This window comes from Halanaerobium hydrogeniformans, from assembly GCF_000166415.1.
GTDB lineage: Bacteria > Bacillota > Halanaerobiia > Halanaerobiales > Halanaerobiaceae > Halanaerobium > Halanaerobium hydrogeniformans.
The window spans coordinates 1354605-1370305 of record NC_014654.1; the positions used below are offsets into that span (position 1 = coordinate 1354605).

The window sequence follows — 15701 nt, forward strand, 5'->3', positions numbered from 1 at the left end:
TAGGAGTGAGAATATGAGTATTAAAAAATGGTTAAAAGAAGTTTCTTCTACTGTTGAGGAAGTAAATAAAATTGACAAAAGATATTATAAAAAATATGACATTAAACAGGGTTTGAGAAATGCAGATGGTACAGGTGTGGTCGTTGGTTTTACCAAAATTGGTTCTGTTCACGGTTATACTAAATGTGATGGTAAAAAAATTCCTACTGAAGGAAGATTATTTTACAGAGATATAGAAATTGGTGAGTTAATTGAAAAAACAGGTAAGTTTGGATATGAAAGTATAATCTATTTATTGTTATTCGGGGAACTTCCCGGCAAGAGAAATCTAAGAGATTTTAATGCCATTTTGGACAGATTTAGAAAACTACCACCTCATTTTACTGAAAACACAATTTTAAAAAGTCCCAGCAATGATATTATGAATAAACTGCAGAGAAGTATTTTAGTTCTTTATTCATATGATAATAATCCGGATTGTCTTGATATTGAAAAAATATTATTACAGAGCATTAAACTAATCGCCAGGTTCCCAACTATCATTTCTTATGGTTACCAGGCTAAAGCTCATTATTTTGATAATCAAAGTCTTTATCTCCATAATCCTAAAAAAGGTATAGGAACTGCCGCTAATATCCTGCATATGATTAGAGCAGATAATAAATATTCTAAATTAGAACTGGACACACTTGATTTATTACTAATTCTTCATGCTGAACATGGAGGAGGTAATAATTCAGCTTTTGCTACCCATGTTGTCTCTTCAAGTGGGACTGATACTTATTCAGCTGTAGGGGCAGCAGTTGGCAGCCTTAAAGGGCCAAAACATGGTGGAGCTAATCTACGGGTGAGAGCTATGATAGAGGATATGAAAGAAAATATTAAAGATTATGGTGATGAAAAAGAGGTAAAAGATTATCTAATAAAAATTTTAAAAGGAGAAGTTTTTGATAAAAAAGGTTTAATTTATGGAATGGGACATGCGGTATATACGAAGTCTGATCCTAGAGCCGAAATTTTAAAAGAAAAATCATTAGAATTAGCAAAAGCTAAAGGTAGAGTTGAAGAGTTTAAACTATATAATAATATAGAAAAATTAACAAAAGAAATTTTTAAAGAAATAAGGGGTGAAGATACAGAAATTTGTGCCAATGTTGACCTGTATTCTGGTTTTGTTTATGATTTACTTAATATACCTAAGGAATTATATACACCGTTATTTGCAACATCAAGGGTAGCAAGCTGGTGTGCCCACAGAATAGAACAGGTAGTTAGTGATCATAAGATTATCAGACCAGCTTACAAGTCAATTAAAAATGAGGAAAAATGCAATTTTGAAGATATAAAGCGATAGTTTGAGCTATTATATCATTTAAAAAGCCCTCCCTAAATAATGAGGGAGGGTTAATAATATTTCTTATTCAATAAGCATTTCTTCTTCTAGTGAGCCAAATTGATTACAGTAGGCAATAATTTTAATAGTATCACCTTCTACAACACCAGGCATTAGATAAAGCAAATTTTGTTGATCATTATTTGATTGGATTAAGAAATCTTGCTTAATCATTAGTTCATCATTAAGAAAAATTTCGACTTTTTCAACAAAATGATCCTGGTTATTTTGGGATCTGTGAGTTACAGAAGCTTCTAAAATATTATTTTCAAGTTCAAATGCCATTTCAATGTCTGCAGGTGGATGAGAAAATGCAGTAAGACTGAAAAGAAAAATGATTACTGCAGTTATTAAAAACACTTTTTTCATAATTTTCTCCTTTCTTTTATTGATAACTAATCTTAACTATTATATTATACAAGAACTCAGAAATCCCTTTATTTTTAAGCAATAATTGCAATATATGTGTATTGCTAAATGTATTGCAATACAAAAGCAATACAGATAACAGGAAAGTGAGGTTTCATATATATGGAGAAAAAAGTTGTTTTGATAACCGGTGCTTCAAGTGGTATAGGAAAAGTGACTGCTGAAAAGCTCTTAAAAGCTGGCTATACAGTTTATGGCGCAGCAAGATCAATTGATAAGTTAAAATATTTAGAAGAATATAATCAAGGTTATTACAAATATCTAGATCTTAGAGATACTAAATCTATTAAAAACTGTATTTCCGAAATACTAAATTCAGAAAGTAGAATTGACATTTTAATTAACAATGCAGGTTATGGAGCTTTTGGAGCCTTGGAAGATTTGGATATTTCTGAAGCAAAAAATGAATTTGAAGTTAATCTTTTTGCAGCTGCAGAAATGATAAAACAGCTTTTACCTAATATGCGGAAAAACAAAAATGGTAAAATAATCAATATTTCTTCTGTAGCAGGTAAAATATGGTTTCCTTTTGCAGGTTGGTATAATGCTAGCAAATTTGCTCTTGAAGGATTAAGTGATGTTTTAAGAAATGAATTAAAGGGATTTGGTATAGATGTTATTATTATTCAACCAGCTGCTGTTAAGTCAAACTGGGTTAATAAAGCTACAAATAGTTTATTAGAAAATTCGGCTGAAGGAGTATATGCAGATAACGCGAAAAAAACTGCTGCAGCATTTAAAAATATTTATGCAAAAAATGGTCTGGCAGTAGATGCTGAGATTATTGCAAATGTAATTTTAAAAGCAGTTAAAGCTAAAAAACCAAAAGCTAGATATAGCACTCCATTTTATGCAAAATTATTGATCCTTTTCAGAACTATTTTACCTGATAGTGTTTTTGATTATATGACTAATAAAATAATGACTTTCTTTGCCAAATAGATAGAATTTTAAATAAATATATAACTTATGGGAGGAATACAAATGAATAGACAGATAATTAATTTTGAACAGTTAGAAAAATTCTCTAGTAAATTTAAGCAAAGAGAAAATAATAAGGTTATTGCAAATGCAATAATCAAAAATGGAATTAATAATACTGCTTTAAATAATGAATCAGTTAAAAAAATGCACCATGATTTTTCTCAAGAAATAGATGTTGGTTCAGTAACTAACCAGAAAAAAAGTGGTAGATGCTGGATGTTTGCAGCTTTAAATAATATCCGCTATAGTATTTCAAAAAGTTTAAATATTAAAGAACATAACTTTGAATTATCACAATCATATACAATGTTTTGGGATAAACTTGAAAAAGCAAATTACTTTTTAGAAAATATAATTTCAACTGCTGACTTAGAACTTGACAGTCGTAGGGTTATGTGGCTTTTAAATGAACCCACAAATGATGGAGGTCAGTGGGATATGTTTACTGCTTTAATCGAAAAATATGGTATTGTTCCTAAATATGTTATGCCTGAAACTTATCACAGCAGTAATTCTCGCTTAATGAATAAAATTTTAAATCTTAAGCTTCGTGATCAAGCACATACTTTACGTAGTGATTTTAATCATGGAGCTGATAAGGAAAGTTTAAGAGAAGAAAAAGAGGTATTATTAGAGGAGATATATTCTCTGTTAGCTTATTTTTTAGGTGAACCTCCTCAAGAATTCGACTTCGAATATAAGGATAAAGAAGGGCATTTTTATAGAGATTCCAGCTTAAGTCCGATGGAGTTTTATAATAAATATTCTAAAGTTAAAATGACAGATTATGTTAGTATTATTAATGCACCCACAACTGACAAAGATTTTTATAAAACTTATACAGTTGAATTTTTAGGAAATGTTAAAGAGGGACAAAAAATACATTATCTAAATTTACCTATTGAAAAACTTAAAGAATTAAGTAAATCACAAATTAGCGATGGTGAACCTGTTTGGTTTGGCTGTGATGTTGGACAGTGGTATGATAGAGATTTAGGTATAATGGATACTGAATTATTTAATTATGAAGAAGTTTTAGATACAAAATTCAAACTTGATAAAGGCAGTAGACTTCAATATGGAGAAAGTGTTTTAACCCATGCAATGGTATTTACTGGTGTTAATATAGATAACAATGGAAATGTTAATCGCTGGAAAGTTCAAAATAGCTGGGGAGATAAGGTAGGTAAAGATGGATTTTTTATTATGAGTGAACAATGGTTTGAAGAATTTAATTATGAAGTTGTAATTAATAAGAAATATCTTTCTGATGAATTATTAGAAGCATATGCAAAAGATCCAATTGTTTTAAAACCATGGGATCCAATGGGATCACTAGCAAGATAGCATTTTGATTTAAAAAGCTGAATTGCTCCTTTAGCGTCAACCCTTTTTGATTTTAAATTTTGATGAAAAGGAATGATAAAAATGGCTAAATTTAAAGACTTTTTAAAACTTGATATTAGAGTTGGTGAAATAATTGCAGTGGAAGATTTTTCGGAAGCAAACAATGCTGCTTATAAACTTAAAATAGATTTTGGAGAAGAAATTGGGATAAAAGACTCTAGTGCTCAAATTACTGAGTGTTATAAAAAAGATGATTTATTTAATAAGCAAATCTTAGCTGTTGTAAATTTTCCTCCAAAACAAATAGCAAATTACATCTCAGAAGTTCTGGTTTTAGGAACATATTCCAGCGAAGGAGTTGTTTTGATTACCCCAGATAAAAAAGTAAGAAAAGGAGATAGATTAGGCTAAAAAAAGATATGCAAAAGGTGAGATTAATAGTGAAAAATATAAAGAAATGATAGCAGAATTATTAAAAATTAAAAGAAATCCCCTTAAAGCTAATTATTTTAATTTAAATTTCTTAGCTAAAGGGGATTATTGCTTTAAAGAAATATTTTTCTAAATTTAAAATCTTTACTTTTTCTTAGTTAATAAATCTTTAATTTTAACTTCTCTAAGACTTTTATTAAGATTTTGACTGAGGTGGTCATAAAATGCTTCCATTTCTGGATCAAGGAAAACTTCTTTTATATCTATTTCAGCTTTAAGAGTTGGAGAATCATAAATTTCCCAAAGGGATAATGAAGAAACATCAGTTAAAAGTGTATAGTTTCCTTCTTTTGTTTCAGTTATTAAATTTTTGCTCTGCATTTCTTTAAGAACTTCTTTTATTTTTTCTGTTGGCAATTTTATTTTATTAATTAAATCTTTGAATTCCAAACCATTGCTGTCTTTTTTTAAAAAATCTTTTTGTAGAGCAATTAAAACTGCTGCAGGGATAAGAGCTTTAAATCCTTTTTTGTTTTCCTGTCCTTCTTTTAAATATTCTAGATCGTTTCTATAATGGAATACATAAGATATTACAGCACCAATAAGGACAATAAGCCAGATTAAATAAAGCCAGACTAAAAAGAATGGAATTACATATAATGAACCATAAATTTGCCTTTCATAACTGTGAACAACCAGATTGCGAGTATAGATAGTATAAATATTTTTACTTAAAATAAAGAGTCCTCCACTTATTAAACCTGCAAAAGTTGCAGCCAGTGGATCCACATCTCTATTAGGAATAAAATAATAGGCAATTATAAATACTAAAAAATTAAAGCTAAAAAGTATCCAATTAAAAATATTACTTTCACTTATTCTTGAGCCGGGCATCCCCAGACCAAGATATTGTTCTGCTAAAACCAGTGTTGCTGTTAAAAGCAAAGTGATTAAAAATGTTCCTAAAGTAATAAATGTCCAAAATGCAACAAATCTTTTTACTATATCTCTATGTTCTCTAACAGACCAGATTTGATTAAAAGTTACTTCGACCCTTGCCAGCATAAAGACTATTAAGATGATCAAGGAAAGAAAACTGACTGCACCTAATTGCTCAATATCAACATTAAAGATATAGATTTCTAAATAATTAATTAGAGTTTCACCGGTACCAGCTGCTAAATTATTTAAAATTACATTTTTGATTTGTTCTACAATAGTATCTAATCTCCCGAAAAAATTAAAGAGTGTCATGATATAAAACGAAAAGATTAAAAAAGGCACAATGGTTAGTATAGAGATATAAGCCATACCCATAGCCTGGATTAATATATCATTTTCTCTCGATTTTTGATATACTCTAATTATAAACATTTTCCATTTTGCGGGAGAAAGCTGAATGTTTTTAAGATTATTTTTAATTTTATTTAAAAAGTTTTTTTCTTTTGTCATTTTAATCACCTTTGTTTTAAATTTAAAATAATTTTTTAACGCAATCTAACCTATTATAATTATTCAACAAAGAATTTTTTTAACCTTTAAAGAAATCAAATTATAATTTTAGGAGGGGTTTAATTATGGATAAAAAGAAATTAGGTATTATTTTAATAGTCATAGGAATATTTTTGCTATTAAACACTTTAAATTTAATAGGGGAAGACATATTTATCTATATTTTAGGTGGTGGTTTTATCTTTGCCTATTTTTCATTTGGAGCAAGAAAACATTACAGAAACATTGGTTTTTTAATTCCAGGAACTATTTTACTTGCACTAGCTTTATTTTCTGATCTGCAGCGAATAGAATTCTTTCGAAATATTGGTGGTGGATTATTTTTTGTCTTACTTGGTAGTGCCTTTTTGATCGTTTTTATTCACACTAGAGCTTTCTCCAAATGGGATTGGCCAATTTATCCTGGATTGGCTTTATTGATTTTTGGTCTTTTTATAATTACAGTTGAAAAGACCGAGCTATTAAGAGATTTAACTGTACTTAACTATTTAATACCAGTTATTTTAATCGCTGCTGGCAGCTTATTGATTTTTAAGCAAAAAAATAATTGATTCCAAGTGAACATTAGTTAATTTTCGCATTATTTTAAAAATTATAAATCTAGCTATGAATTAGATATTAGCAAATAAATATGATATACTATAAAAAATATTGAAAAGCAGAATAATGTGTTAATAATTTCTACCTAAAATAGGTAGGATTTTATTAAATATAACTACTTTAAAGAGCAAGTAATAACTTTGTATGAAGGGAGATTAGAGTATGCCAAAAAAGTTTAAAAGAGTTTTAGTGGCCAATCGAGGAGAAATAGCAATTAGAGTAATTAGGGCCTGTCAAGAACTAGGAATTAGAACAGTAGCAATTTATTCTGAAGAAGATAAAACTGCTTTATTTAAAACTAAGGCAGATGAAGCTTATCAAATTGGTGGTAACAAGGGACCAATTGGAGCTTATTTAAGTATTAATGAAATTATTGACCTGGCAATCAAAAAAGATGTGGATGCAATTCATCCTGGCTATGGTTTCTTAGCCGAAAATCCAGATTTTGTGCGCAAATGTAAGGAAGCAGATATTAAATTTATTGGACCAGATGCTGAAATAATGGATAAATTGGGGGATAAGATTAAATCCAAAATTTTAGCCAATAAATTAGGGGTTCCAACTATTCCAGGTTTAGAAAGACCCATAAAAAAAGAACAGGAAATCAAAGATTTTGCAGAAAAAAATAATTATCCTTTAATGCTTAAAGCTGCTGCAGGTGGTGGTGGCCGTGGCATGAGGATTGTAAGATCTGATGATGAATTACTTGAATCATTTAGGGATGCTCGTGAAGAAGCACGTAAGGCTTTTGGGGTAGAAGATATTTTTGTTGAAAAATATCTGGAAAACCCAAAACATATAGAGGTTCAGATACTTGGTGATGAGCACGGGAATATTGTTCATCTTTATGAAAGAGATTGTTCTATTCAAAGAAGACACCAAAAGATTATTGAGTTTACACCAGCTATTTCTTTAAGTGATAAAAAAAGAAATGAAATTTTAGAAGATGCTTTAAAGCTATGCAAAGGAGCAAATTATAAAAATGCTGGTACAGTAGAATTTTTAGTTGACAAATATGATAATCATTATTTTATAGAAGTTAACCCAAGAATTCAGGTTGAACACACTGTTAGTGAAATGGTTACTGGAATAGATATTGTACAGAGCCAGATTTTAGTTGCAGAGGGATACAGACTGGATTCTCCGGAGATAAATATCAAATCACAGGATGAAATAAAAGTTAGTGGATATTCTATTCAGTGCAGGGTTACTACTGAAGATCCTACAAATAACTTTATACCTGATACAGGAAAACTTGATCATTATCGCACTGGTTCAGGTTTTGGAATTAGACTTGACGGAGGAAATGGATACACAGGTTCTATTATCCAACCTTATTATGACAGCCTCTTAGTTAAAACTATTTCCTGGTCTAGGACTTTTGAAGATGCAATTCGCAAAGTGCTTCGTTCTGTTGAAGAAATGAAGGTAAGAGGAGTTAAAACTAATGCTTCCTTTTTGATTAATGTATTAAATCATGAAGATTTCAAAAAAGGAATTTGTGATACTGGCTTTATAGAAAATAATCCTGATCTATTTGATATCACTCCTAAGTCTAATCAAGAATATAAAATTTTAAAGTATTTAGGAGAAATTATTGTAAATAAAACAAGAGGTCATAAACCTGACTTTGATGTACCAAAAGTGCCTAAATTCGAAAAAATCGACAATTTAAGTGGCACAAGACAACTTTTAGAAAATGAAGGACCTGAAGCACTTGTAGAATGGATTAAAAATAAAGAAGAAATTCTTTTAACTGATACAACTTATAGAGATGCTCATCAATCATTAATGGCTACAAGAATGAGAACAGTTGATATGGAAAAAATAGCTGAAGCAACTTCTCATCTAGCTTCAAATTTATTTTCGCTTGAAATGTGGGGTGGAGCTACCTTCGATGTTTCCTACAGATTTTTAAAAGAATCTCCCTGGGAGAGAATAGAAAGGTTAAGAGATAAAATACCAAATATCTTATTCCAGATGTTATTAAGAGGTTCAAATGGAGTTGGATATAAAAACTATCCTGATAATGTTATCAGAAATTTAGTTAAAGAAGCTTCAGATGCAGGGATTGATATCTTTAGAATCTTTGATTCTTTAAACTGGCTTCCTGGTATGGAAGTTTCCATTGACGAAGTAATCAAAAATGATAAAATTGCAGAAGTTTCTATTTGTTATACAGGTGATATATTAGACATTGAAAGAGATAAGTTTGATCTGGATTATTATTTAGATTTAGCAAAGAAAATTGAAGATATGGGTGCTCATATACTGGGTATTAAAGATATGGCAGGTTTATTAAAACCTTATGCAGCTTATGAATTAATTAAAGCTTTAAAAGCAGAGATATCTATACCAATCCATCTTCATACACATGATACCAGTGGAAATGGTGTAGCAACTTTATTAATGGCTGCAGAAGCTGGAGTTGATATAATTGATACAGCCTTCAACACTATGGCTGGATTAACAAGTCAACCACCTTTAAATTCCATTGTTGCTGCTTTAGAAAATACTTACAGACAACCTGATATTGATATAGAAAATTTACAAAAAATATCTAACTATTGGGGTGCAGTAAGACCAGTTTATGCTGAGTTTGAGTCTGACCTTAAATCTGGTACTGCAGAGATATATAAATATGAAATACCTGGTGGCCAATATTCTAACCTTAAACCACAGGTTGAAAGTTTAGGTTTAGGCCATAGATTTAAAGACGTAAAAGAGATGTATAGAAAAGTTAACTTTATGTTAGGAGATATACCAAAAGTAACTCCATCTTCTAAGGTTGTTGGAGATTTAGCTATTTTTATGGTTAAAAATGATTTAACTCCTGACAATATTCTCGAGAAAGCTAAAAATATGGCTTTCCCAGATTCAGTACACGCTTATTTTAAAGGTATGTTAGGCCAGCCTCCTGGAGGATTTCCAGAAGATTTACAAAAACTGGTTTTAAAAGGTGAAGAGCCAATTACAGTTAGACCTGGTACTCTTTTGGAGCCTTTTGATTATGAAGAAGCTAATAAACTTTTAAAAGAAAAATATAATAAAGATGCTACTCAAAAAGAACTTATAAGCTATTCTCTATATCCAAAGGTTTATCAAGATTATTTAGATTATGTTGATCAATATGGAGATTTAAGCCATATGGGTAGTGATATATATTTCCATGCCCTTGCTGAAGGAGAAACTAGTGAAATAAAACTTGAAGAAGGAAAAACTCTTGTAGTTAAGCTACTTGAAATTGGCAAGGTTAATGATAAAGGTTATAGAAGACTTGACTTTGAGGTAAATGGTTTCAGAAGAGAGATAGAAATCTTAGATGAGGCTACTAATGTTGTAGTAGATGGTTCTGCTCAACAATTTGCTAATCCTGATAATGAGCTTGAAATAGGAGCCAGTTTACCGGGTAATATAGTTGATATCCTGGTAGAAGAGGGAGAAGAAGTTAAGAAAAATCAGAGCCTTGTTATCATGGAAGCCATGAAAATGGAAACAAATATTACAGCACCTGTTGATGGAGTAGTAAGTTCTATTCATGTTAGCAAAGGACAGCAGCTCGATTCTGGAGAATTAATAATGGAACTTGAGTAAAATACAACTTAGATTGATTTATAATACCCTGCTCTTGATCTGGAGCAGGGTTTTTAATATTACTCAACATCTAATGCTTTAAATTTTAAATATTGATCAATATTTAAAATTAGAATGTAATTTTTCCATAAATATGATACTATATAAGTAGATACTAAAGATTCACCTTGTGTTTAAAATATTTATATTATAATTTGTCAAACAGAAGGGGGAATAACTATGTATCATAAAAAAACTTCTTTAGGAATGGATGAGAATATTGAATCTATACTTTGTTATGCTGGAATCTGGGTTACAGGATTATTTTTTCTCTTTTTTGAAAAAGAAAATAATCATGTTAGATTTCATGCCATGCAGTCTTTATTAACTTTTTTCTCTTTATTTATTGTTTCTTCTCTTATTCTTATACTTCCTGGTATAGGATTAATAATAGCTTCTTTGATAACTTTTTTTGGAACTATACTCTGGATATTTTTGATGTATAAAGCTTATATCGGAGAAGTTTATAAGCTGCCTTTTATTGGTGATGTAGCAGAAGAAATGGTTTTTGGAGATAGTTTTGATGATTAAAAAAATAATATTTAAAATTATTTGCCTGTAGAAGTAAATGTCTACAGGCTTAATTTGTTAATGAATTGATTAGAAAAGGGTTTAGAAGATTTATCTAGAAATTTATAGTTAGAATAACTTTTGGGGGAGAAAGATATGGGAAAAAAATTTTACTACTTTTTGGCACGATTTACTATTGTCCATTTAATTACATATGTTTTTATCGGTGTATTGTTTATGAATATACAAAATTATCCCAATATTTTTATTGGTGTTGAGCAATTTGAAAGCCTTCGAGTAAGCAATTCCTTAATTATTAGAACTGCACCCTTATGGCAGGTCTTAAGAGGATTGTTTTTGGCAACAATTTTATATCCTTTTTATGAAATCATTATTAAAAGCAAATATGCTATATTAAAATTATTTTTTTTGATTTTAGGTTTATCTCTTATTGGAGGTCTTTTCCCGGCACCTGGTACTATAGAAGGCTTTATTTATAGAAGTTTAACTCTAACAGAGCATTTAAATTCACTTGCAAAAGCAGCAGTTCAAATATATGTTTTCAGCTGGTTTTTTATTAAATGGGAAAATAGAACCAATAGGGATTATAGTTAAATAAACAAAGTTTGTTTGGGGGTAAATAATGACTAAAAAATTTAAATTTATTCATACTGCAGACATTCATTTAGGAAGACCTTTAAGTTATGGTGGAAATCCAGATGAAGAATTATTAGATATCTTTAGTCAGGCAGAACAAAAATCACTGCAGAGACTGGTGGATAAAGCAATTACTGAAAAAGTAGATTTTATAGTTATTTCAGGAGATTTATATGATAGAGAAGCTAGATCGGTCAGTTCAAGCCGCTTTTTTCTTAAACTCTGTCAAAAGCTAAATAACGAAGGTATTTATATTTACATTATTTCTGGAAATCATGATCCTGCAGGAAGAAAAAAAGAACCATTTGAACTACCAGAAAATGTACATTTCTTTTCAAGTGAAGAGGTTGAAATTAAAGAATTTAAAAAAAATAATCAAGTTATAGCTAGAATTTTAGGTCAATCATACAGACAGAAATTCGAGTCTAGAAGCATGTATAATTTTTACACTCCTCAAGACAAATCTGTATTTAATTTAGCGCTTCTTCATACCGCATTAAAGGCAGATAGCAGAAGATATGTACCTGTTACAAAAAGTGATTTATTGTCAAAAGAAGAAATACATTATTGGGCCTTGGGACATATTCATCAATATCAAGAAATAAATAAAAACAACCCTGTTTTAGCTTATTCAGGGACTATACAGGGGAGAGATATTAATGAGAAAGGTAACAAAGGTTGTTTGCTGATTGAAGTTGATCAGGATATGAGAATTACTAAAAACTTTATAAAACTTTCACCGATTGTATTTAAAAATATTAAAATTGAGCTAAGCAACAAAGAGGAATTGCAAAATATTTCTCATTTAAAAAAACATATTTTCAATAGAGCTGAAAAATTGTTGAATGAATTGATCAACAGCAACGAAAATGAGATCGTAGAAGGTTATATAGTACGCTGGCTCATTAAAGGTAGGACAGAAGTTAATCAATATATTAAAAACAACAGAAGTGAAGTAGAAACCAGTCTTTTAAGTGAACTCAGATCAATTTTTGCAAAACAAAGACCCTTTTTGTGGTCACATTCAATTGTGTTAAGAACCGCTGATAAACTTCCTGAGCTCGATAATCTCAAAGGAAGAAATCAGCTTTTTAAAGAACTTGAAAATTTAATGGCAGATCTTTTAAAAAAACCAGAACTAGAAGAAAGCTTATTAGATGAGTGGGGAGCAATTTGGCAGGGTGATTCTGAAGCTGAAGATCGAGAAAATGATAGATTTTTTGCCAGTAAAGAGTTAAAAAAAGAGATTTTAGCAGAAGCTGAAAAAATTATAATATCTGAATTGATTGAAGGTGGAGATTAATATTGAAACTTAAAAGTATTTATATACGGGATTTTGGTATTTTTAATAATCAGTATTTAGAAGGTCTTGGTGATGGTCTGGTTGTAATAGGTGGTCATAATCGTTCCGGGAAAAGCAGTTTTTTAAATATAATTAAAAATCTTCCCTATGGCTTACCTCAAGATGGTTCTATACCTCCTGCTCGTGAACAGTATTATATAGAAACAGTGTTAAAAACCGATGATCAAAACTATAATTTAATTTTAGATGGTTTTGCTAAAGCAAAAGCACAGCCAATAAATAACAGTAATCCTGATGAAGATTTAGATGCTGTGCAATTATTTAATGATCTTGATAGGTTAACATACCAGCAATTATTTACTATAAGTTTAGATGAATTACAGCATGTTTCTAAAATCAGCAAAAATAATAAAAAGCAAAAAAAGGTTTTTTCTCTACTGCTTGGAGCTGGTCTTTCTGAATTAATAAAAGTACCGGAAATAGCAGATAATTATTTTAATGATGCTGTAAAAATTGGTGGAAAACTGGGGAGTACAAATGTAAGTCAATTTAAAAGTTATTATAATCAGATTAAAGAAGCAGAAAAAGATAAAGATAAAGCTCTAAAACAGTTAGACGATTTTATAGCAAAAAGAAAAGAACTGGCTGAAAAAGAAGAAAATCTAGAGTTGCTTGAAAAAAATAACAAAAAATTAACAAGAAAAGAATTTTTATTTGATCTTTTAAAAAATAATTATCAAAACTATCAAGAGATTGAAGAACTTGAATTTAAGTTGAATCAGTTTTCTGTTAAAGATTTAGATTCAGAAAAATTCAGTCGGGAAAATTATGAAAAAGCAATCTCTTTTAAAAAAAGCTATCAAGTTTTAAAAGAAGATTATCAAAGTAAAAAAGACAATTTAATATCTTTGTCTCTTGAAGAACACAGAGAAAAAATCCTGGCAATTATTATAGAAAATTCTGGACAAATAAATACATATAAGTCTAAAAAAGAGGTGTACATAGAAAAAATACGTAGTTATTTAGAAGCTAAAAATGAATTGCATGAAAAAAGAAATATACTAGAAAACGAGCTTAAAGAGATTAATTCTGAGTGGGATGAACCACTTCAGGAGATAAAAAATATAAAAATTGATGAACTTAAACAAAGGGATTTAAGTAGAACAATAGAAACTTTTAGAAATATAAAACAACAATTAGAAAGCTTAAAAAAAGAAAAAGAGGATCTAAAAGAAAAACATAACGCTCATCTGGAAGAATTAAAGCAATATGATGATCTCAATCCAGAATCTACTCTTAAAAGAACTTATCTTTTTGGCTTAATAGCCTTTATTCTTGCAATTTTTACAGCTTTTTATAATCTGAGTGCAGCCTTAATCACTTTGCTTTCTGCTTTGTTTTTAAATCATATTTACTTTTCTACTCAATATAAACCCCTTTTAGAGAAAGAAAAAGCAAAAGAAGAGTTGGAAATTGTAATCAAAAAAAATGAGAAAAAACTTAATAGCTTGAATTTGAAACTTAAAGAACTTGAGCAGGATTTAAAAAATCACGAAGAAAAATTAACTAACTATCGACTTGAACTGGGAATAGAAGATAGTCAAGCAGTTAGTATAATAAGTGATTATTATAGAATGATTAAGGATAAGAAAAGCAGGTTGAATTTATTAAATAAAGACCAAGAGAAGTTGGAAGTAAAGAGAAAGGAATTAGAAGCTGTATTAAAAGAAATAATAAAAATAATAAATAATATTTATCAATATACTGAAAGTGAACTACTTAAAGTAAATGAAGCTAATTTAGTTACTAAATATCAAGAAATTTTTGTTGAGTTTAAAAATATTGTGAAGAATTTAGAAGTTGTTAATAGCTTTAAAGAAGTTGAAGAAAAATATCTCGGTCTTGAATCTGATATAAAGAGTTTTTTTAAAGCAAATCAAATAAATTTTGAAGCTGATCTATTATCTGCTTTAAATAAATATCTTAACAAAGCAGAAGAATTTTCGGAATTCAAAAATTTAGAAGAAAAATATTTAAATAAAAAAGACCAGCTGAGTTCTAGTTTTAACTCTTCAGATAGAATTCGCAGTTATCTTGTCAATTATTTTGCTGAACCTGAAGGTATTGATAATGAAATAGGAGCTTTAACATCATTTAAAAAACTTTATCGGGGTTTTTCCTCACTTCAGGCTGTGGAAAAAGCATATAAAGAAACTTCAACTGAACTTAGTGAAAACAAAAAGCAGCACAAAATATTACTGGAAGAAATTAATACATTAAAAAATGAAATTGATAGATTAGCATCTTCACAGGATGTTCAAAAAGCACATCAAAAAATTAATGATGCCAGAAGTGATTTGAGAAATCTTGCAGAAAGATATGCAGTTAATAAGAGTGTTTATTTTATTTTAAACAAGTTGAGGGAGAGATTTATCAATAGAGCAGAAGATGAGCTCTTAAAGCCTGCAGCTGATATTTTGGCAGAAATAACCTCAGATGAATATAATTCTATTGAGACTTCTGGAGATCTTGAAGATACAGAATTCAAAACTATTTTAGCAGATGGTAGAACTTTTAATAGAGTTGATTATTTAAGTAGAGGAACAATGGAACAGCTCTTTTTAGCAGTTCGTTTGAGCAGAATAAACGAAATCAAACCTCATTTACCGGTTGTTTTAGATGATTCTTTGGTTAATTTTGATCACAGTCATTTACTTAATACTGTTAAGGTTATTTCTAGACTTGCTCAGACTCATCAAGTTTTTGTTTTAAGCTGTCATCCACATTTAATAAAGTGCCTGAAAAACATTTCTCAATCTGCTCAGTACTGGAGATTAGAAAAGGGGAGTTTTGAACTGACTGATGCTGAATCTCTCCAGGAACATCTTTTAATTGAGTGAT

General features: G+C 29.6%; 12 protein-coding genes. 10 read left to right on the forward strand and 2 right to left on the reverse strand.

Features of this window, described 5'->3' with window-relative positions; translation table 11 throughout:
• Window positions 1-13 precede the first annotated feature (13 nt).
• On the forward strand, window positions 14-1354 hold the full coding sequence (locus HALSA_RS06050; RefSeq protein ID WP_013405712.1) for a citrate synthase: 1341 nt from the start codon (window positions 14-16) through the stop codon (window positions 1352-1354).
• 63 nt (window positions 1355-1417) lie between these two features.
• Here the strand turns inward: HALSA_RS06050 and HALSA_RS06055 are convergent, their stop codons facing one another.
• A complete protein-coding gene (locus HALSA_RS06055) occupies window positions 1418-1762 on the reverse strand; it encodes a hypothetical protein (RefSeq protein WP_013405713.1) in 345 nt (114 codons plus the stop codon).
• Window positions 1763-1924: 162 nt separating this feature from the next.
• Here HALSA_RS06055 and HALSA_RS06060 point away from each other — a divergent pair, with 162 nt between their 5' ends.
• From HALSA_RS06060 to HALSA_RS06070, 3 genes are all read left to right on the forward strand, one after another.
• Window positions 1925-2764, forward strand: a complete 840-nt coding sequence (locus HALSA_RS06060) for an oxidoreductase (protein ID WP_013405714.1) — start codon at window positions 1925-1927, stop codon at window positions 2762-2764.
• A gap of 42 nt (window positions 2765-2806) precedes the next feature.
• Entirely contained in the window at window positions 2807-4153 is a 1347-nt protein-coding gene (locus HALSA_RS06065; protein WP_013405715.1) for a C1 family peptidase, read from the forward strand.
• An 81-nt stretch (window positions 4154-4234) separates the two neighbouring features.
• Window positions 4235-4564, forward strand: a complete 330-nt coding sequence (locus HALSA_RS06070; RefSeq protein WP_013405716.1) for a tRNA-binding protein — start codon at window positions 4235-4237, stop codon at window positions 4562-4564.
• A 165-nt stretch (window positions 4565-4729) separates the two neighbouring features.
• On the opposite strand, the gene HALSA_RS06075 is transcribed toward HALSA_RS06070, so the two are convergent.
• Window positions 4730-6037: a YihY/virulence factor BrkB family protein gene (locus tag HALSA_RS06075; RefSeq protein WP_013405717.1), complete on the reverse strand. Its 1308-nt coding sequence runs from the start codon at window positions 6035-6037 to the stop codon at window positions 4730-4732.
• 125 nt (window positions 6038-6162) lie between these two features.
• Between HALSA_RS06075 and HALSA_RS06080 the strand changes: the two genes are divergently transcribed.
• The 6 genes from HALSA_RS06080 to HALSA_RS06105 all read left to right on the forward strand — a co-directional run bounded on the left by HALSA_RS06080 (window position 6163) and on the right by HALSA_RS06105 (window position 15700).
• Window positions 6163-6648, forward strand: a complete 486-nt coding sequence (locus HALSA_RS06080) for a hypothetical protein (protein ID WP_013405718.1) — start codon at window positions 6163-6165, stop codon at window positions 6646-6648.
• Window positions 6649-6859: 211 nt separating this feature from the next.
• Window positions 6860-10291, forward strand: coding sequence for a pyruvate carboxylase (locus HALSA_RS06085; RefSeq protein ID WP_013405719.1), 3432 nt, complete (start codon window positions 6860-6862; stop codon window positions 10289-10291).
• A gap of 219 nt (window positions 10292-10510) precedes the next feature.
• A complete protein-coding gene (locus tag HALSA_RS06090; protein ID WP_013405720.1) occupies window positions 10511-10861 on the forward strand; it encodes a DUF4870 domain-containing protein in 351 nt (116 codons plus the stop codon).
• 135 nt (window positions 10862-10996) lie between these two features.
• Window positions 10997-11455, forward strand: a complete 459-nt coding sequence (locus HALSA_RS06095) for a hypothetical protein (RefSeq protein WP_013405721.1) — start codon at window positions 10997-10999, stop codon at window positions 11453-11455.
• A gap of 28 nt (window positions 11456-11483) precedes the next feature.
• On the forward strand, window positions 11484-12800 hold the full coding sequence (locus HALSA_RS06100) for a metallophosphoesterase family protein (protein WP_013405722.1): 1317 nt from the start codon (window positions 11484-11486) through the stop codon (window positions 12798-12800).
• Window positions 12801-12802: 2 nt separating this feature from the next.
• Entirely contained in the window at window positions 12803-15700 is a 2898-nt protein-coding gene (locus tag HALSA_RS06105; protein WP_013405723.1) for an AAA family ATPase, read from the forward strand.
• Window position 15701: the final 1 nt, after the last annotated feature.

Coding starts and splice junctions, on each gene's coding strand:
- HALSA_RS06050 (WP_013405712.1), top strand. CDS start 14: ATGAGTATTAAAAAATGGTTAAAAGAAGTTTCTTCTACTGTTGAGGAA.
- HALSA_RS06055 (WP_013405713.1), bottom strand. CDS start 1,762: ATGAAAAAAGTGTTTTTAATAACTGCAGTAATCATTTTTCTTTTCAGT.
- HALSA_RS06060 (WP_013405714.1), top strand. CDS start 1,925: ATGGAGAAAAAAGTTGTTTTGATAACCGGTGCTTCAAGTGGTATAGGA.
- HALSA_RS06065 (WP_013405715.1), top strand. CDS start 2,807: ATGAATAGACAGATAATTAATTTTGAACAGTTAGAAAAATTCTCTAGT.
- HALSA_RS06070 (WP_013405716.1), top strand. CDS start 4,235: ATGGCTAAATTTAAAGACTTTTTAAAACTTGATATTAGAGTTGGTGAA.
- HALSA_RS06075 (WP_013405717.1), bottom strand. CDS start 6,037: ATGACAAAAGAAAAAAACTTTTTAAATAAAATTAAAAATAATCTTAAA.
- HALSA_RS06080 (WP_013405718.1), top strand. CDS start 6,163: ATGGATAAAAAGAAATTAGGTATTATTTTAATAGTCATAGGAATATTT.
- HALSA_RS06085 (WP_013405719.1), top strand. CDS start 6,860: ATGCCAAAAAAGTTTAAAAGAGTTTTAGTGGCCAATCGAGGAGAAATA.
- HALSA_RS06090 (WP_013405720.1), top strand. CDS start 10,511: ATGTATCATAAAAAAACTTCTTTAGGAATGGATGAGAATATTGAATCT.
- HALSA_RS06095 (WP_013405721.1), top strand. CDS start 10,997: ATGGGAAAAAAATTTTACTACTTTTTGGCACGATTTACTATTGTCCAT.
- HALSA_RS06100 (WP_013405722.1), top strand. CDS start 11,484: ATGACTAAAAAATTTAAATTTATTCATACTGCAGACATTCATTTAGGA.